The organism is Dehalococcoidia bacterium (assembly GCA_030648205.1).
In the GTDB taxonomy this organism is placed as follows: domain Bacteria; phylum Chloroflexota; class Dehalococcoidia; order JAUSIH01; family JAUSIH01; genus JAUSIH01.
In genome coordinates, this window is record JAUSIH010000038.1 from 1 (window position 1) to 17289 (window position 17289).

Consider the following 17289-nt stretch of genomic DNA (forward strand, 5'->3'; position numbering starts at 1 on the left):
AGCATCATGGGGTGTCTCCCCAACGCTTCCCTTTGTACCTCAAGGAACTGGAGTTCCGCTACAATCATCGCCAGGAGGACATCTTCCCTCGGTTAGTTCAGTACCTCTGCGATTTTGTGCCAAACCTTACCTAATCACCTATGGTTATTATAGAAAAAGGGTATATCGCAGCCACGCCGGACGCAATCGCCAACTCGTTTCAAGATATTAACAATTCAGAGTACTCTGATATAGACCATGTATACCTCACCGGATTTGGGAAGCCGCGTCGGATAGGCGGCATGGCACCAGTCTGAATAGTTTCACTGATGTTGTAAATTGCGCATGCCATTCACCTACGACCTCGACGCCATCCGCTCCCGCCTCGCGCGGGAGCTTCCGCGCGGCCTCTGCGACCACTGCGAGCGCGTCGCCACGGTCGCCGTCGGGCTGGCGCTCCGGCATGCCGGAGGCCTGGACCCCGCGCTGGCGGAGGCCGCCGCCCTGCTTCACGACGTGGCGCGCCACCTGCCGCGCGCGGAGATGCTGCGGCGCGCGCGCGACTACGGCATTCCGGTCAGCCCGCTCGACGAGCGGATGCCCGTGCTTCTCCACGGCCCCGTCGGCGCGGAGACGCTGCGCCGCGAATGGGACGTCCGCGACCCGCGCGTGCTGGACGCCGTATGGGTGCACACGTTCGGGCGGGAGAGCATGGCCCCGCTGGACAAACTGCTCTTCCTGGCGGACAAACTCGACCCGCACAAGGACAGGCGCTACCCGTTCAACGGACAGGTGCGGGAGAAGGCGTCCGTCGACCTGGACGGGGCGCTCCTGGACTGGCTCACCGGCGAGCTGCGGCGGCTTGTGGACGCGGGCGCGGCGGTGCACCCGCTGATGGTGGCGACGCGGAATAGCCTGCTGCTGGCGCGGAACGCGGTGACGGGGGAGGAGTAGGCCCCCAAACGCGGGCCTGGCCCCGCCAGCGGGCCGCCCTGCGGCCCTGTTTTGGCAATGCGTTCCCTAGTTCATGTCATACCGGCGGAAGCCGGTATCCAGAGAAACGCGGGGAACGCTGGATTCCGGCATACGCCGGAATGACGAACGAGCGACGCTGGTTTCCGGCCCCGTATCGGGTACGGGGCAAGCTTTTGGCCGGAAAGACGGTACGTGGCCAGAGGCGTGTCCTCGAACAGCTTCTCATGGATAAATTAGCATGCGTACTTCAGGGACAGGACACTGGACCCTGTGCGCCGCAACCGCCCGCGCCCTCGTCGTGCTCATATGAGCGCAAGGAGCTGTCCGCCCAGGGCCGAGAGAATGACCACCAGCCACGGAGGCCATCTCCAGAAGGCGAGCAGGGCGAAGGCCGCGAGCGCCAGCGCCAAGTCCCCAGGCCCGCGGACCGCGCTGGTCCAGACGGGGTTGTAGAGCGCCGCCATGAGCAGCCCCACCACCGCCGCGTTTATTCCGCGCATGGCCCCACTGAACCCGCCCATGACGCGCAGGCGGTCCCAGAAGGGCAGCGCCCCGACGACGAGGAGAAACGCGGGCAGGAAAATGGCGACGAGCGCGAAGATGCCGCCAGCCCAGCCGGTCGGGGCGCCGTGAAGCATCGTGCCCAGGTAGGCCGCGAATGTGAACAGCGGTCCGGGCACGGCCTGGGCCGCGCCGTAGCCCGCGATGAACTCCTCGTTGGTCACCCATCCCGGCGGGACGACCTCGGCCTGAAGCAGGGGCAGCACCACGTGGCCGCCGCCGAACACCAGCGAGCCGGCCCGGAAGAAGCCGTCGAACACACGAAGAGGCTCGCTGTCCACCACCTGCCTCAGCAGCGGCAGGCCCACCAGGAGCGCGCCGAAGAGGACAAGGCAGAAGACCGCCACGCCGCGACCGACAGGAAACCTCTGCGTGGGCCCTGACTCGGCCTGGTCTTTTTGCAGCAGACGCCACCCGACTATCCCCGCCACGGCGATGACGGCGACCTGCCCGACAGCCGTCGGCCACGCCAGCGTGGCGATGGCCGCGACGATGGCCAGAGAGGCCCGCGGGCTGTCCGGGCACAGGGTCTTCGCCATGCCCCAGACGGCCAGCGCCACGACCGCCACCGCCACGGTCTTCAGTCCGTGCAGCCAGCCCGCGTCGGCCACGCCGCCCACGGCCGCGACGCCGTAGGCGAAGAGGATGAGCGCCGCGGCGGAGGGAAGCGTGAACCCGAGCCATGCGGCCAGGCCCCCGAGAAGACCCGCGCGCTTGATGCCAATCGCAATCCCCACCTGGCTGCTCGCGGGGCCGGGGAGGAACTGGCACAGGGCCACCAGATCGGCGTAGGTGTGCTCGTCGAGCCACTTGCGCCGCTCTACGTACTCGTCGCGAAAGTAGCCGAGGTGAGCGATGGGGCCACCGAACGACGTCAGCCCCAGCCGGGTGAACGCCGTCAGGACTTCAAGAAACGAGCCGCGCGAGGACTGCTGCTCCACGTATCAGCCTCTCAGCGGCCCCATTCGCGCTTCCACTCGGTGGCGAATGGCGTCGCTCCCGCATCTCCCTGACGACATCAGCAGCGGCCCGCGGGGTCCGGCAACCCTCGCATTCCTGAGACGTTCGGCGGGCCTAGCTCCGCGCCATGTGGCGGGCCGTGGCGATGGCCTGAGCCAGGTCCACTGCGCCCGTATAGAGCGCCTTGCCGATAATGACGCTCTCCACGCCCAACTCCGCCAGGCGGCGGATGTCATCCAGCGCGCCGACGCCGCCGGACGCGATGACCGGCACCGGCACCTGCCGCACGATCTCGGCGATGTCCACCAGGTTAGGCCCCTCCAGCGTGCCGTCGCGTCCGATGTCGGTGTACACGAGCCGTTGCACGCCCAGTCGCACCAGGCCGCGCGCCAGGTCCAGGGCGGTCACCGGCAGCGCCTCCTGCCAGCCCCGGACCGTGACCATGCCCCTCCGGGCGTCAATGCTCACGACGACGGCGGAGCCGTGGCGCTGGCACGCCTCGTCCAGGAGCGCGGGGTCTTCGATAGCCCGGGTGCCCAGGATCACGCGGCGCGCGCCCATCTCCAGCAGCCGCTCAATGGTCTCCAGCGTCCGGATGCCGCCGCCCACCTGGACGTGGGCGCGGACGGCCTTGATGATGGCCTCAATTTGGGGCAGGTTCGCCGGCGTGCCGGACCGCGCGCCGTCCAGGTCCACGACGTGCAGGCGTTTCGCCCCCGCGCTCTCCCAGCGGCGGGCCGCCTCCACGGGGTCGTCGGGGAAGACCGTCTCCCGGGCGAAGTCCCCCTGGTAGAGGCGGACGCACTGTCCGCCTCGGAGGTCTATGGCGGGGATGATGTCCATCTAGCGTCCTGTCCCTGAAAGTCGTTGACGGATCGTCATTCCGGCGAAAGCCGGAATCCAAGTTCCACAGGCTCCCCGACTGGATTCCGGATCAGGTCCGGAATGACGGGTATCGAGATGCTTTTTTCGGGGACACCACATCAGACGCGCGCCGCCTTGCGCTGGGCCATGGCGAGGAAGTTGGCGTACAGGCGCAGGCCCATGTCGCCGCTCTTCTCCGGGTGGAACTGGGTCGCCACGAGCATGCCGCGCCCGATGGCGCTGGGCACCTGGACGCCGTAGTCCGTGGCGCCGATGACCAGCCCCCCGTCCTCCGGCGAGGCGTAGTAGCTGTGCACGAAGTAGAAGTAGGCGTTGTCCGGCACGCCGTCGAAGAGGGGGTGCGGGCGCGTCTGGCGCACCTGGTTCCAGCCCATGTGGGGCACCTTCAGGCCCTCCGGAAGCTTTACAACCCGACCGGGCAGGATTCCCAGGCATTCGGCGCCGCCCTCCTCCGTGGAGGCGAACAGCACCTGCAGGCCCAGGCACACGCCGAAGAACGGCCTGTCCTCCGCCACCACGCGGCGGACCGCGTCCGCCAGGCCCAGGCCGGTGAGGTTGCGCATGGCGTCGGAGGCGGCGCCCACGCCCGGCAGGACGACGGCGTCGGCGCGCAGCACGTCGGCGGGACTGCTGGTGACGTGGGGCGTCCGGCCCAGCTTCTCGAAGGCCTTGGCCACGCTGCGCAGGTTGCCCGCGCCGTAGTCAATAATCGCCAGGTCGAATGCGCTCATAGGGCGGTCGCCTTCGTCGCGCCCTTCCGTGGAAGGGTCGCCCCGGCCTTCATGTCCTCGTAGCGCGCCAGGAGATAGACCAGCGACGACAGGCGGTTCAGGTAGCGGACGATCTCCGGGTTGCGGGTCAGGCCCGCCTCCTGCAGGGACACCGCCCGGCGCTCGGCGCGGCGGATGATGGCCCGCGCCAGGTCCAGCGCGCCGGAGGCGGCGGTGTCGCCCGGCATGATGAAGACGCGCGGCATCTCCACCTCGCGCTCCAACTCCGCGATGGTCGCCTCCAGCTTGTCCACCATCGCCTTGGTCACGCCGCCGAAGTGCTGAACGAACGTGTCGTACTTCTCGTCGGCGGTCGCCATCTCGCCGCCCACGGTGAACAACTCTCGCTGCAACGCGTGGATGATGTCTTTGACGTTCTGTTGAGCGCAGAGCGCGCGGCCCAGACCCAGGGCGGAGACCGCCTCGTCAATGGTGCCGTAGGCCTCCACGCGGGGGTCGGACTTGGGCACGCGCCCGCCGTACAGAAGGCCCGTATCGCCCCTGTCGCCGGTGCGGGTGTAGACCTTGACCTTCTTCATGGGCCCCGTCAGCGAAACAGAATGTATTGATTATACACCCGCCCCGCTATCCGGCCCCTAGCGCCGCGTCCGTAAATCGTCACGGGCACCGGGCGCAGCAGCCGCCCTTCGCCAGGTGCAGCAGCCCCTGCCGTCTGCGCGCCGTGGTCAGCGGCACGTCCGCCAGGCCCCGGCGGAGGGCCATGCGCCGCAGCACGCGGTTGTCCTCCCGGCCCGGATAGCTCCGGAAGAGCTCCCACGCGCGCTCCTCCAGCGGTCTGTCCCTGATGAGGTCGCCCCACGCCGCGAGGAACGGCAGCGCCGCGTTCACCAGCGCCACGCCCGCGCGCTCCGGCCCGACGAGCGCGGGCCTGCCCTCCAGCGGGCGGCCCATGTCGTACCGCGTCGCGAAGTACCCCTCTGCGGGCACGCGCAGCGCCGCGTCCAGCGCGACCGTGGCGGCGCTCAGCTCCGGGGCCAGGGCCGCGTGCCGAAGGGCCAGCGCCAGCCCCGGCGACAGGTGGCGCTCCACCAGGCGCGCGGCTGCCGCCAGTCGGCGCGCCGGATGGTTCTCCGGTCGCACCCGGAAGAGACGCAGCGGCACCGGCTGGCGGGTGTCCTTCGGCCCCCGCTCGCGCCAGACATTCTCCAGCCGGGCGGCGTAGTCGGCGTCTTCGCCATCGAGGGCCAGCCCCCGCTGCGATGGCAGCAGGCCCGCCGCGCCCAGGAGCAGCGCCTCGATGGCCGGGACGCGCTCGTCGCGCGGGCCGCCCTGTGCAAGCCCCTGAAGGGATGCAAGAGGCATGCGCTGCGCCACCTCCGCCAGCGCCGCGGCGTTTTCGGTGTAACCCAGCGCGGTCAGCACGCCCTCGTACAGCGCCTGGCCCGGCCCAACGCACGCGATGGCCGCCGCGCAGCGCGCCGCCTTCGCGCGGAAGCGCGCGTCGCCCGCCCGGTCCAGGGCGCGGCCCATCTCCTCCGCGCTCCGGCCCATGATGCATCCGGCGCAGGGCTCGCCCGGGGGCGCCGTCGGCGGGCCTTCCAGCAGCAGGTAGTCCAGGGAGACGGACAGGGCGTCCACGAGGGGGAGCGTGGGCACAGACCGCCCGGAGGACGTGCGCGTGTCGTATCCCGCGCCGTCCTCCAGCGCCACGTGCAGCACGACGCCGTCGTACGCCGGGTCGCGGCCGTGGCCGTGCGCCGACCAGTCGGCGGAGCGCAGGTGCACCTCCACGTCGCCGGAGAGCAGGCCCTCGCCCTCCAGCGCGACCAGCGCGCCAACGAAGTCCGGCCCCGCGCCGGGGCCGTCCCGGCCGGGGTAGACCACCTGCACGCGCCGCCCGCCGGTGGCGCGGAGCGCGTCCGGGCGCACGAGCTGGTGCCGCCAGACCGCGGCCACCAGCGCCTCCGTCACGCCCGGCGGGATGGTCCGCGTGGTCATGCGCGCCTCACCCCCTCGGTCCCCCTCTCCGGCGGAGAGGGGGAAGAGATAGAGCGGAGATTCGGGAGGACACCTCCCGAACCCTCCGGCAGGGAACCGCGTTCCCTGCACCCTGTTCTGGCTGTCATTCCGAGGCAGCGAGGAATCTCCCATCGGCTGTTTCCCTCAAGGCGGGAGCGCGTAATCGCGTGTGGGAGATATCCTTTCCGTAAGGAATACCGAGCGGGTTTCGGGGCTAGGGCGTAGGAGCGTCGTCCTCCGGCGTCTCCGTCTCGCCCGTGACCTCGTACGTGAACCCCGCCCGCTCCGCGATGATGCCGAGCAGGGTGGCCGAGGCGCCGCGCGGGCGGTAGAGGCCTGTCTCCCACTCGCTGACCGTCTGCTGGCGCGTGCCGAGCTCGTCGGCCATCTGCTGCTGCGTCAGCCGCATGCGGCTGCGCAGCGCACGCACGCGGGGCGCGTCCCAGGCCGCTTGGTACTTGCCCCTCCGCTTCGTCATGGCGACAGTTTACACGGAAACGTGTACGGCGTCAAGTAGCGTCTTGCAGAATGTTATGGAAAGCCCGTCGATGAATGTAGTTGACTCGGCTAGTCCTTGGAACTAATATGTTCCCTGTTATGGCCTTTCCCAAGCCGCCTTCGGATAGAACCGCAGTAGACGCTGCGGGCCAATTTGTGATTCAGCGTCTCAAGCATCCCCTTAAATTACATTACTGGCGGGCCCGCCATAATGCGCTAACCTTAGTGAATGCGTGGCGAGTCGCACATGCCTTCCCTCTTAATACTTTCCAAACGACTCTGAGACGGAAAGCTGTCGGAGTAGATCAGCAAGCACTCGTGTCCCAGCGAATAAAACGCTTGCGTGCTATTCGAGACAAGCTAACGCGCATGCCGTGGCTCCAACTCTCGGAGATGCAGGATATAGGTGGTTGTCGTGCGGTTGTTAGATCAGTGAGCCAAGTCAGGAAGCTGGTAGCCGAATATAAGGTGAGTAGAATACGCCACCAACTCATTGATGAGGATGATTATATTAACAAACCCAAGAAGACGGGATATCGGAGTTACCATTTGATATACAGCTATTCCAGCGATGATGTACCTACATGGAATAGGTTGAAGATCGAGATGCAATTCCGATCTCACGCTCAGCATGCTTGGGCAACTGCTGTTGAAACCGTAGGCACATTCACAGACCAAGCACTGAAGGCAAATCGTGGCAGTGACGAATGGAAACGGTTCTTCGCCCTGATGGGCACAGAGATTGCTCTACGGGAGGGTACACCCCCTGTGCCTGGAACACCCTCAAGCAAAGATGATCTGTTAAAAGAATTGAGAGAACTGGTGCAGCAGTTAAACGTTATCTACCGTTTGCGTGCTTACGGCTCCATGTTAAAAGCAACATTTGCCAATCCACAATTGCGGAGAGCTCGGTTCTTCTTGCTCTCTGTTGACCCTGTGGCTTCGGGAATCACGATTAGGGCGTACCGGGCTAGTGAATTGGAACGTGCATTTGAAGACCTGAATAAGACTGAGCGGGAAAATGTGAAGAAACCTAGACAAGATGCCGTGCTTGTCTCAGTAGATTCTCTGACGGCTTTGCGGAACGCATATCCAAGCTACTTCATGGATACGCATAGGTTTGTCAGAGAAGTCGAGCGGGCGTTAAGGACGGCGGATCACCCCTAACGCAAAGCTGCTAAGGTCCCTATAAGAAGGCGTCACTTAGCTGCTCCACGCCTCTTCGGAATGTTCCAATACGGGCTTTTGCACTTGGGGCATACCCTCGGCTCCTGAGTCGTATCCCTTGGTGCCCAAGTATGCCCGCAGCGTTCACAGCGGAACCCGGCAAGCTGAATCTTTGCCATCGCCTTTGCCTCGGGCTACAAGGGGGTGGGGCGAAACTCCCGCCCATGACGCCAGGAGCCAGCGCACAGAGCCGTGCTTTCGGAGGAGTCCGGAGGGGCGTTGCCCCGTAGCCCGTCCCTTCGGAAGGCTCAGGGCAAGCTCTGAGCGAAGCCGAAGGAACGGGGGCACGGGGGTGTCCCCCGTCTTTCTCTCTCCTCCCCCTCTCCGTCGCCACGGAGAGGGGGACCGAGGGGGTGAGGCCATCCGCTGGCGGACCAGGGCGTGTGCCGGAGAGGCAACGCCCCGCGAGATACGCGGGAAACGCGCAAGACAGCGCGTCCGCGCGAGAACGCAGGGTCTTTCCCCGTGCCGCTGCCCCCGCACCGCCGCCAACTCCAGCATGAACGGAGACCACAGGCGTCTGGCACTCGGACGCGGAAAGTGCTAATATGTCTTTTGGCGCTCCAACGCGCCGAGTGCTAACCACACCCATCGCACAAGACTCGCAGACTGCAGGGAAGGAGGTTACGTATGCCAAAACCAACGACGCCGCGCAAATTCAACCCGCTCAGTGACAGGGTGGTCGTCAAGCCCTCCGTCAAGGATGAGATGACCAAGAGCGGCCTCGTCATCCCCGACATCGCCAAGGAGAAGCCCGTGGAGGGCGAGATCATCGCCGTCGGCCCCGGCCGCTGGGAGGACGGGAAGCGCATTCCCCTGGAGGTCAAGGTGGGGGACAAGGTCATTTACGCCAAGTACGCCGGCTCCGAGATCAAGGAGGACGGCCAGGAGTACATCATCCTGAAGGAAGCGGATATTCTGGCCAAGGTGGCCTAGCCTTTTACGAAAGGAGGAGACATGCCCAAGCAGTTAGCCTATTCCGACGAGTCACGCGCCGCTCTGAAGCGGGGCATTGACCGCCTGGCCGAAGCGGTGAAGGTCACGCTGGGCCCCAAGGGGCGCAACGTGGTCCTGGACAAGAAGTTCGGCCCGCCGCAGGTCTGCAGCGACGGCGTCACCATCGCCAAGGAGATCGAGCTCAAGGACCCCTTTGAGAACATGGGCGCCCAGCTCTTGAAGGAGGCCGCCTCCAAGACCAACGACGCCGCGGGCGACGGCACCACCACCGCCACTGTCCTGGCCCAGGCCATCGTGACCGAGGGTTTCAGGAACGTCGCCGCCGGCTCCAACCCCATGTCCCTTAAGCATGGCATCGAGCTGGCCGTCGCGTCCCTCAAGGACGAGATCAAGAAGAGCTCCACCCCCGTCAAGGGCAAGGAGCAGATCGCCCAGGTGGCCACCCTCTCCGCCCACGAGGAGGAGATCGGCAAGCTCATCGCCGAGGTCATGGAAAAGGTGGGCAAGGACGGCGTCATCACCGTCGAGGAGTCCAAGGGCACCAAGTACGAGGTCGAGTACGTCGAAGGTATGCAGATGGACCGCGGCTATATCAGCCCGTACTTCATCACCAATGCCGACCGCATGGAGACGGTGATCGAGGACCCCTACATCCTGATTACCGACAAGAAGATCTCCGCCGTCTCTGACATCCTGCCTCCCCTGGAGCGGCTGCTCCAGATCTCCAAGAGCCTCGTCATCGTCGCCGAGGACGTGGATGGCGAGGCGCTGGCCACTCTGGTGGTCAACAAACTCCGCGGCACCCTGAACTGCCTGGCCGTCAAGGCCCCCGGCTTCGGCGACCGCCGCAAGGCCATGCTGGAGGACATTGCCATCCTTACAGGCGGCAAGGTCATCAGCGAAGAGGTGGGCCGCAAGCTGGAGTCCATCACCGTGACGGACCTGGGCCGCGCCCGCAAGGTCGTGTCCAACAAGGACGATACGACCATTGTTGAGGGCAAGGGCGCCGAGGACGCCATCAAGGCGCGCATCAAGCAGATCAAGGCCCAGATTGACGAGACCACGTCCGACTTCGACCGCGAGAAGCTGCAGGAGCGGCTCGCCAAGATGGCCGGCGGCGTCGCCGTCATCAAGGTCGGCGCGGCCACCGAGGTGGAGCTGAAGGAGAAGAAGAACCGGGTGGAGGACGCCCTGTCAGCCACCCGCGCCGCTGTGGAAGAGGGCATCGTCGCTGGCGGCGGCGTCTGTCTCCTGAACGCGCTGCCCGTCCTGGACAAGATCAAGGACGAGGATGCCGACGTCATGGTGGGCGTCAACATCGTCCGCAAGGCGGTGGAGGAGCCTCTCAAGCTTATCGCCCGCAACGCGGGCAAGGAAGGCTCCGTCATCGTGGACATGATCAAGAAGAGCAAGAAGAAGGGTTGGGGCTACGACGCCGCCGTTGACCAGTGGGGCGATATGATCGAGCGGGGCATCATTGACCCCGCCAAGGTCACCCGCTCCGGGCTGGAGAACGCGGCCAGCGTGGCGGCCATGATCCTGACCACCGAGGCGCTGATCACCGACATCCCGGAGGAGAAGAAGTCGGGCATGTCCGCCGGTGGCCCTCCCATGGACTACTAGGCTCTGTTGACAATTGGTATTTTCCCGCTCGTGGTGAGCCCTTCGGCTATGCTCAGGGCAGGCTCTGTCGAACCATGAGCGGGAAGGGAACATCCCCCACTCGCCCTTCGACAAGCTCAGGGTGAGCGGGAAGGTCAACAAAACCTAGCCTGCCGGACCGCCCTTCCACGGAAGGGCATCCGCGGACGGACACGAGGCCCCGGTATAACGCCGGGGCCTCGTTCTTTTTCCGCCCGGACGCGCATCCCCGTGCTGCTATAATCGCTGGACGGCAGGTGCGATATGCGTGTCCAGCCCATCGTCGGAAGGCCAGGCAAGAGGCCCGCGTCTCTTCGGCGCGACGTCGCCGCCGGGAAGCTGCGGGAGGTCTTCCGCCGCCTGCGCGGGGCCTACGGGCCGCAGCGCTGGTGGCCCGCGGAGACGCCCTTCGAGGTGATCGTGGGGGCCATCCTCACGCAGGCGGCCGCGTGGACCAACGTGGAGAGGGCCATCAAGCGGCTGAAAGAGGAGGGCATGCTCTCGCCGCGGGCCATCCGGGAGGCGCCGCGCGACCGGCTGGCGGTCATCATTCGCTCCGCGGGCTACTTCAACGCCAAGGCGGCCAAGCTCCAGGCCGTCTGCCTGCATCTCGGCGAGCGCTACGGCGACTCGCTGGACAGGCTCTTCGACCAGGACGTGGCGGCGCTGCGGGCGGAGCTGCTCGGCCTGTACGGCGTCGGCGAGGAGACCGCGGACTCCATCATCCTGTACGCCGCGGGCAAGCCCTCCTTCGTGATTGACGCCTACACTCGGCGCATCCTCGCCCGACTGGGCGTGCGCCCCCGCGAGGACAGCTACGCCGCGCACCAGGCGCTGTTCATGGAGCGCCTGCCGCCCTCCGCTCCGCTGTTCAACGAGTACCACGCGCTGCTGGTGCGGCACGGGAAAGAGTCCTGCGTGAAGAGCATGCCCCGCTGCGCGGGCTGCTGCCTGGCGGACATCTGCCGCCACGCGCGACGGAGCGGCGACTGCGCCCTCAGGGGGTCACGGAGGGAGTGAGGCGGGCAAGCCTTTGGTTATGCGCGTGCTCCGCAAGGGTTTCCTTGTGACACACTCACACTGGAACAAAAAGAGTGGTTGGAGACAGCTTTGCTTGGAGTGCCTGCAGAATCTGTTCAACTTCCACCCTCGCCTCGGCTTGAAGTCCTAGACATGTCCCGATTCCATCGGCGTCCGTGCTCAGCCGGGACAGCATAATCAGCTTAAAAGATCTGTCGGGCTGCTTGTCCATGCGATAGGCGTGAAGGTGCATCGAGTCACCAATTAAGGCCGGATTCTTGAGATGCGCAAAGTTGAACTCCCGATTCATATAGGCGAGAAGTTTGTCTTGGATAACTAGGACGAGCTTCTTATGAACGTGCTCGAATGTCTGAATCTTGTGGTGCATCTGAACCAGAATCGTCTTTGCTGTCATCTTCCAATTCATGCCGTATGGCTTATCTGATTCCTCCGCGTTATCGTTTCGCGGAACGCTGAGTTTCTTCAGGAGTCGTTGACGTTCCGGCCATACAGTGCCGGTCGTGTCCAGAGTCTGAAGCTCGATCCCGACAAAATCCTTCACCTTTCCCCCTTTGGCGGAGACCAGGAAGTAGTCCACGCTTCCGCCCGGAACCGAGACCTCGGGGACGATGTGTAGCTCGTTTCCCGGCTCATGGGTTGTCAGGAGGTGGAAACAGTCGGTGAAGATCTGACGGCGCTGCATCAGGCGGGTGGGGCAAATGATTATAGGCTCAGGCGGTCGTCCGTAGAGAACAGTACACGAGCCAATAGATGTATTCGGATCACTTTTCCTGACTTTGTAACATCTCTTTCCCAGGAAAGGGCACTGCTGCTCCTGAACGATCTCGTTCCAGTCCTCATCTTGTTTCTCGGCGGACATCCCGAAGAGCTCGACGACAGTACTCATAACAGCGTGGCACACCTTGCTCGCGTAAGTTCGAGATACTCGCTTGAAAGATCGACGCCGACCGACTTGCGGCCAAGGGTACGGGCGGCATAGAGGGTCGTACCTGTGCCGCAGAATGGGTCTAGTACAACTCCTCCGGGCGGACATGTCGCCAGGATCGGGATGAGACAAAGATCAACAGGATATGGTGCGAAGTGAGACTCTCTCTTCTGTGTATCCTCGGGAATGATGTTCCATAGGTCACTCGGCTTACTGCCATGCGGGTGATATCGCAGGAAGTAGAAACCCTTGTCACGCAACTCCTTAGCGCGACCGGAGACCTTTTCACTGTCTGAGTGCGTCACACGCTGTTGACCGCGTATTATCATGCGGAAGTCGGAAACACGCCCAGCCGCGAGGTCAGCGAACATCTGATTGAGTGCTTTATACGCAGCGGTTTTCTCTTCTTCGGACAGTGCGGTAGATAATTCGATCTGGCGCTTATAGCGGACACCTGAAACACCAGTTGCGGAGACAATCGCACCGTTTACGACTTTCGCCTCGCGCGGCTTCGAGCGGATCGCGTCGGCGTCGTAGTAGTAGCCTCTCGGCTGTTTGACGAAGTGGAAGACGATTTCGTGGACATTGCCGAGGCGGTCCTTCGTGTTGTCCATCCCGCTCTTAACCTTGTTCCAGATAACACTGTTGCGGAGAATCCAGCCCTGGTTGTCGGTCAGTGCAAAGGCGACGCGCCACGGGATTCCGACTAGGTTCTTTTCGTCGTAGCTGTCGCCTACATTGAGCCAGAAGGAACCAGTCGGCTTGAGGACGCGCTTCAGTTCAAGGAAGATGTCGGCGAGGTGGCGGACGAAGTCGCGGTAGTCGTTTTCGAGTCCTATGCCGCCGTTTTCGTACTGTCGTTTTCCCCAATAGGGAGGTGAGGTCATCGCGAAGTCGATGCACGAGTCGGGTATCTCTCGAAGCACTGCGCAGGCATCCCCTAACAACAAGAGGGGGTTGATTCGCGCTTCGTCCAGATACTGCTCAAGCGCTTCCCTGTAGTTATTCGGAACTATTGAGTCTAAATTCCTTGGGCGTTCGCCTGGAGGCAGTTTTACCTCCTCAACCTTGACGTGTTGCGCCGGCACGTCAAGGTTGTCGCCGTAGTACAGGACATTGTCAGGCATGGCCATTATTACTTCTTTCGATACACGTTCAGGCCAACTACCTCACTGCGGCCAGGCAACGAGGAGTTCCCCTCGGTGGACGCGATGATGATGGTCTTGCCCGACGCGGACGGGCCGAACTCCTTGCTCAGGTCAACCGTGATGGTGAGGGTGTTGCCCTTGACTGAGAACTCTACGTTTTTCAAAGCACCCCCGAATGTTGGTTGCCGACCTACGGGCACGACTGAAAGGAAGCTCTTTGCCAGCGGCCACTGTCTGTCCTCGTCGCGAGCAGCCATCCGGCGCTTCCCCTCCGGCACCCTCTATGCCGTCACTATACCCCGTGCCTGCGGCGTGTCAAGGGGGAACGAGGGGGACGGCCCGAACGCGAAAAAGGGCGGGCAGGCCGCAACTCTCCGGCGGCATGTGGTGTAGAATCACGCATTAGGAGAGACCCCGTTCGAGGATGTCTCTGATGCTATACGTGTGAAGGAGGCCGGCATGAACAAGCTGAAAAAGACCATGCAGGAACGGGCGGCGCTGGGCGTGCTCTCGCGGATTCCTTGCCCGGATATCGTTGAGATCTACGGGCGGTCGGGATGGGACTTCGTCATCCTTGACACGGAGCACGGCCCCGCCAGCTACGAGACGCTTCTCCAGCAGATTCGGGCCGCCGAAGCGGTGGGCATACCGCCCATGGTGCGCGTCCCGACCAACGACCCGGTGCTCATCATGAAGGCGATGGACCTGGGCGTGGAGAACATTATCGTTCCCCATGTGGACACGCCCGCGGCGGCCCGGCAGGCCGCGGAGGCCGTTCGCTACGCGCCCGCGGGCACGCGGGGCACGTGCCCCGCGGTTCGCGCATCGGGTTACACCGCCGAGGACTGGCCCACCTTCCGCGAGCGGACCAACAGGGACAGCCTGCTGATGGTGCTCGTCGAGGGCCGGGAGGGCATTCAGAACATCGAGCAGATCGTGAAGACGCCCGGTGTGGACGCGGTCTGGGTCGGGCTGGTGGACCTGGCGATGTCTATGGGCTACGGGGGCGACAAGGCCCACCCGGCCGTTCTGGAGGGCGCCCGCAAGGCTCTGCGACTCTGCAAGGAGCAGGGCATCGTCTTTGGAATCAACCCCACGGACAAGGACGACGCGCGTCACTGGGTCGAGGCGGGCGCTCGATGGGTCTGCTGCGGCAACGAAGGCAGTATCTTCTTTCAGGCCAGTCGCGCTCGTCGCGCAGACTGGCGCAAGGCGGTCCTGGGCGCGCCGTAGGAGCGGCCCGGGCCGACGCAGGGCAATCGCGTCTTAATGTGGGCGATCATTGTCGTCCGTCCCGAGTGATTGTGAAGAAATGCTGCAAGAAGCTCGCTGGTTCACCACCGTCATTCCGGCGGAGGCCGGAATCCAGCGTGCCCGTTGCGGGCGAGCTTGTGTCCCTGGGCTCCGGCGAAAGCCGGAGCGACGAAGGGACGCTCCCTTTGTGCTTTGCCGTGTCCATAAGTACATCGGAATGACGTGGAGACGGCCCCCGCGCTGGGCTATACTGGATGGACGATGAAAAAGTCGAGTCCCCGCGCCACGGCCGCCGCTGACCCGCCGCTCTCCCCCATCCCCCGCATGGTCGTGGGCGTGATGGGCTCGGCGGGCGGACACATCGCGGAGGACGTCTGCGCCAGGGTCCGCGCCCTGGGCGAGGAGATCGCCCGGCGGCGGTACGTGCTCATCACCGGCGCCTGTCCGGGCGTGCCCCAGGAGGCGGTCAAGGGCGCGAAGTCCCTCGGCGGCATCGTCGTCGGCGTCTCGCCCGCGCTCAACTTCGAGGAGCACGTGGTGAAGTACCAGTCGCCGACGGCGGGCTACGACGCCATCATCTTCACCGGCAGCGGACTCATGGGACGCGAGATCGAGAACATCCGCTCCTGCGACGTGATCGTGTTCGCGGGAGGGCGCTCCGGCACGCTGGGCGAATTCGCCATCGCCTACGACGAGGGGAAGGTCATCGGCGTGCTGCAGAACACCGGCGGCATCACCGACCACCTGGAGACCATCATCAAATTCATGCACAAAGCGACCAGCGCAGTCGTCTGCTACGACCCGGACCCGCACTCCCTGCTGGACAAGCTGGAGGCCATCTACAAGAAGCGCATCCTTCCGAACCATCGGAAGGTCATCGAGGGGCGCGACCCTCACGGAGTCCTGGAGGCGTAGGGACGCGCCCTTGCGCCTCCGCTGCGTTTGACCTAGACTAGTCCGCCGAGACACCACCGGGTCTGGGAGCGGCGCTCTCAGGCATCGTTTGAGGGATCGCCTATGGACTTCACTCTCGCGGTGCTGCCCGGCGACGGCATCGGCCCGGAGGTCATCGCCGAAGGGACCAGGGTGCTGGACGCGGTCGGGCGCGCCTCCGGCCATCGCTTCACCTATCGCCACGACGACGTGGGCGGCTGCGCCATAGACAAGCATGGCGTGGCCCTCCGCCCGGAGACGCTGGCGATGTGCCGCGCCTGCGACTCCGTGCTGTTCGGCGCGGTGGGCGGCCCCAAGTGGGACGACCCCCTGGCCTCCGTTCGGCCTGAGGACGCCATCCTGGGACTCCGCAAGGGGCTGGGGCTCTACGCCAACATCCGGCCCGTGAAGGTGTACCCCCAACTCGTGGACGCCACGCCGCTGAAGCCGGACGTGCTCCGTGGCGTGGACCTGGTGGTCATCCGGGAGCTGACCGGCGGCCTCTACTTCGGCAAACCCAAGCGCCGCTGGCGGGTCGCGTCCGGGCGCAAGGCCATTGACTCCCTGGCCTACTCCGAGAAGGAGGTCACGCGCATCCTGCACGTGGGCTTCCAGTTGGCCCGCCTGCGCCGCAGGAAGCTGACCTCCGTGGACAAGGCCAACGTCCTGGAGTCCTCGCGGCTGTGGCGGGAGATCGCCCTGGAGCTGGCGAAGGAGTACCCGGACGTGCATCTCGATCACCTGCTGGTGGACTCCGCCGCGATGCAGCTCGTGCGGCGGCCCGCCCAGTTCGACGTCATCGTCACCGAGAACATGTTCGGCGACATCCTGACGGACGAGGCGGCGGTGTTGGCGGGCTCGATGGGCATGCTGCCCTCCGCCAGCCTGGCGGGCGTGCCCAAGCCCGGCGCGCGGGCCTTCGGCCTGTACGAACCCATTCACGGCAGCGCGCCGGACATCGCCGGGCAGGGCAAGGCGAACCCCATCGCCACGGTGCTGAGCGTCGCCATGCTCCTGCGTCTCTCCCTGGGCCTGCCCCGCGAGGCGGACGCGGTGGAACGCGCGGTGGAGGAGGCGCTGGCGGCGGGCCACCGGACGTCGGACATCGCGACGCCGGGCGTCCGCGCGCTCACCACGCGGGAGATGGGCGGCCTGCTGGCGGAGAAGGCGGAGACGGCGCTGCGTTCGGGGTAAGGCAAGGGGGTGGAGGCATGCTGGCCGACCTGGCCTGGACCTCCCTCCAGTCGCTCGCTCTGGTGGCGGCGGTGAACGCGGTCTACTGGGCGTTCACCGGCCTCTCGCCGTGGCCCTTCGTCGCCGTCGGCACACTGGCCGGCGGGGCGCTTGGCGTCATCCTCATGGTGCTGACCGTGCCCCGGCCCCGCTAAGAGCCTATCCGGAAACCGGGAGCACTCTTGCGCTCGCCGCTCATGATGAGTCCTTCGTCCTTCCCGGGAAGGACTCGGAATCTACGCCTGGATATAAACTGACGAAAACCCTGAGCGAAGCGAAGGGTGACAATAGCTTCCCAAGAGGCCTTTTCGTGCAAGGCTGG

19 protein-coding genes are annotated in these 17289 nt (G+C 65.0%); 10 read left to right on the forward strand and 9 right to left on the reverse strand.

Annotated elements, in window-relative coordinates; all coding sequences use genetic code 11:
- Both Q7T26_04345 and yqeK read left to right on the forward strand, forming a co-directional pair.
- The coding region (locus Q7T26_04345) for a DDE transposase (protein ID MDO8531386.1) at window positions 1–134 on the forward strand (134 nt) is incomplete at its 5' end.
- 190 nt (window positions 135–324) lie between these two features.
- The gene (yqeK, locus tag Q7T26_04350) at window positions 325–933 is read left to right on the forward strand and encodes a bis(5'-nucleosyl)-tetraphosphatase (symmetrical) YqeK (protein MDO8531387.1); all 609 of its coding nucleotides are present in this window, start codon (window positions 325–327) and stop codon (window positions 931–933) included.
- Window positions 934–1256: 323 nt separating this feature from the next.
- On the opposite strand, the gene chrA is transcribed toward yqeK, so the two are convergent.
- The 6 genes from chrA to Q7T26_04380 form a co-directional block, all read right to left on the reverse strand.
- Window positions 1257–2456: a chromate efflux transporter gene (chrA, locus tag Q7T26_04355; protein MDO8531388.1), complete on the reverse strand. Its 1200-nt coding sequence runs from the start codon at window positions 2454–2456 to the stop codon at window positions 1257–1259.
- A gap of 133 nt (window positions 2457–2589) precedes the next feature.
- Window positions 2590–3318 carry a 1-(5-phosphoribosyl)-5-[(5-phosphoribosylamino)methylideneamino]imidazole-4-carboxamide isomerase gene (gene hisA, locus Q7T26_04360; GenBank protein MDO8531389.1) on the reverse strand — a complete coding sequence of 243 codons (729 nt, stop codon included), beginning with the start codon at window positions 3316–3318 and terminating at the stop codon, window positions 2590–2592.
- Window positions 3319–3458: 140 nt separating this feature from the next.
- Window positions 3459–4091, reverse strand: coding sequence for an imidazole glycerol phosphate synthase subunit HisH (gene hisH / locus Q7T26_04365; protein MDO8531390.1), 633 nt, complete (start codon window positions 4089–4091; stop codon window positions 3459–3461).
- Complete coding sequence (locus Q7T26_04370) at window positions 4088–4669, reverse strand: cob(I)yrinic acid a,c-diamide adenosyltransferase (GenBank protein ID MDO8531391.1); 582 nt, start codon at window positions 4667–4669, stop codon at window positions 4088–4090. Before Q7T26_04370 ends, hisH begins: the two co-directional genes overlap by 4 nt.
- A 79-nt stretch (window positions 4670–4748) precedes the next feature.
- Window positions 4749–6089, reverse strand: coding sequence for a DUF2851 family protein (locus tag Q7T26_04375; GenBank protein MDO8531392.1), 1341 nt, complete (start codon window positions 6087–6089; stop codon window positions 4749–4751).
- A gap of 235 nt (window positions 6090–6324) precedes the next feature.
- Window positions 6325–6588, reverse strand: coding sequence for a helix-turn-helix domain-containing protein (locus Q7T26_04380; GenBank protein MDO8531393.1), 264 nt, complete (start codon window positions 6586–6588; stop codon window positions 6325–6327).
- Window positions 6589–6707: 119 nt separating this feature from the next.
- Here Q7T26_04380 and Q7T26_04385 point away from each other — a divergent pair, with 119 nt between their 5' ends.
- The 4 genes from Q7T26_04385 (at window position 6708) to Q7T26_04400 (ending at window position 11453) form a co-directional block, all read left to right on the forward strand.
- Window positions 6708–7775 carry a RelA/SpoT domain-containing protein gene (locus tag Q7T26_04385; protein MDO8531394.1) on the forward strand — a complete coding sequence of 356 codons (1068 nt, stop codon included), beginning with the start codon at window positions 6708–6710 and terminating at the stop codon, window positions 7773–7775.
- A 690-nt stretch (window positions 7776–8465) separates the two neighbouring features.
- On the forward strand, window positions 8466–8771 hold the full coding sequence (locus Q7T26_04390; GenBank protein MDO8531395.1) for a co-chaperone GroES: 306 nt from the start codon (window positions 8466–8468) through the stop codon (window positions 8769–8771).
- Window positions 8772–8792: 21 nt separating this feature from the next.
- Window positions 8793–10415 carry a chaperonin GroEL gene (gene groL, locus Q7T26_04395; protein ID MDO8531396.1) on the forward strand — a complete coding sequence of 541 codons (1623 nt, stop codon included), beginning with the start codon at window positions 8793–8795 and terminating at the stop codon, window positions 10413–10415.
- A gap of 282 nt (window positions 10416–10697) precedes the next feature.
- A complete protein-coding gene (locus Q7T26_04400; protein ID MDO8531397.1) occupies window positions 10698–11453 on the forward strand; it encodes a hypothetical protein in 756 nt (251 codons plus the stop codon).
- A 55-nt stretch (window positions 11454–11508) separates the two neighbouring features.
- Here Q7T26_04400 and Q7T26_04405 read toward each other — a convergent pair whose 3' ends face one another.
- Genes Q7T26_04405 through Q7T26_04415 form a run of 3 tightly spaced genes read right to left on the reverse strand, consistent with a single transcriptional unit; the run spans window position 11509 to window position 13711 of the window.
- Window positions 11509–12360, reverse strand: a complete 852-nt coding sequence (locus Q7T26_04405) for a NotI family restriction endonuclease (GenBank protein MDO8531398.1) — start codon at window positions 12358–12360, stop codon at window positions 11509–11511.
- Window positions 12357–13532, reverse strand: coding sequence for a site-specific DNA-methyltransferase (locus Q7T26_04410; GenBank protein MDO8531399.1), 1176 nt, complete (start codon window positions 13530–13532; stop codon window positions 12357–12359). The genes Q7T26_04405 and Q7T26_04410 overlap by 4 nt, the downstream gene beginning before the upstream one ends.
- Before the next feature lie 2 nt (window positions 13533–13534).
- Window positions 13535–13711, reverse strand: a complete 177-nt coding sequence (locus Q7T26_04415; protein MDO8531400.1) for a hypothetical protein — start codon at window positions 13709–13711, stop codon at window positions 13535–13537.
- A gap of 295 nt (window positions 13712–14006) precedes the next feature.
- On the opposite strand from Q7T26_04415, the gene Q7T26_04420 reads away from it, so the two are divergent.
- The 4 genes from Q7T26_04420 (at window position 14007) to Q7T26_04435 (ending at window position 17122) form a co-directional block, all read left to right on the forward strand.
- Window positions 14007–14780, forward strand: a complete 774-nt coding sequence (locus Q7T26_04420; protein MDO8531401.1) for an aldolase/citrate lyase family protein — start codon at window positions 14007–14009, stop codon at window positions 14778–14780.
- Window positions 14781–15062: 282 nt separating this feature from the next.
- Window positions 15063–15716 (forward strand): hypothetical protein, encoded by a 654-nt coding sequence (locus tag Q7T26_04425; GenBank protein MDO8531402.1) that lies wholly within the window; start codon window positions 15063–15065, stop codon window positions 15714–15716.
- Between the two features lie 102 nt (window positions 15717–15818).
- Window positions 15819–16928 (forward strand): 3-isopropylmalate dehydrogenase, encoded by a 1110-nt coding sequence (leuB, locus tag Q7T26_04430; GenBank protein ID MDO8531403.1) that lies wholly within the window; start codon window positions 15819–15821, stop codon window positions 16926–16928.
- A gap of 17 nt (window positions 16929–16945) precedes the next feature.
- Window positions 16946–17122, forward strand: a complete 177-nt coding sequence (locus Q7T26_04435) for a hypothetical protein (GenBank protein MDO8531404.1) — start codon at window positions 16946–16948, stop codon at window positions 17120–17122.
- Window positions 17123–17289 lie beyond the last annotated feature (167 nt).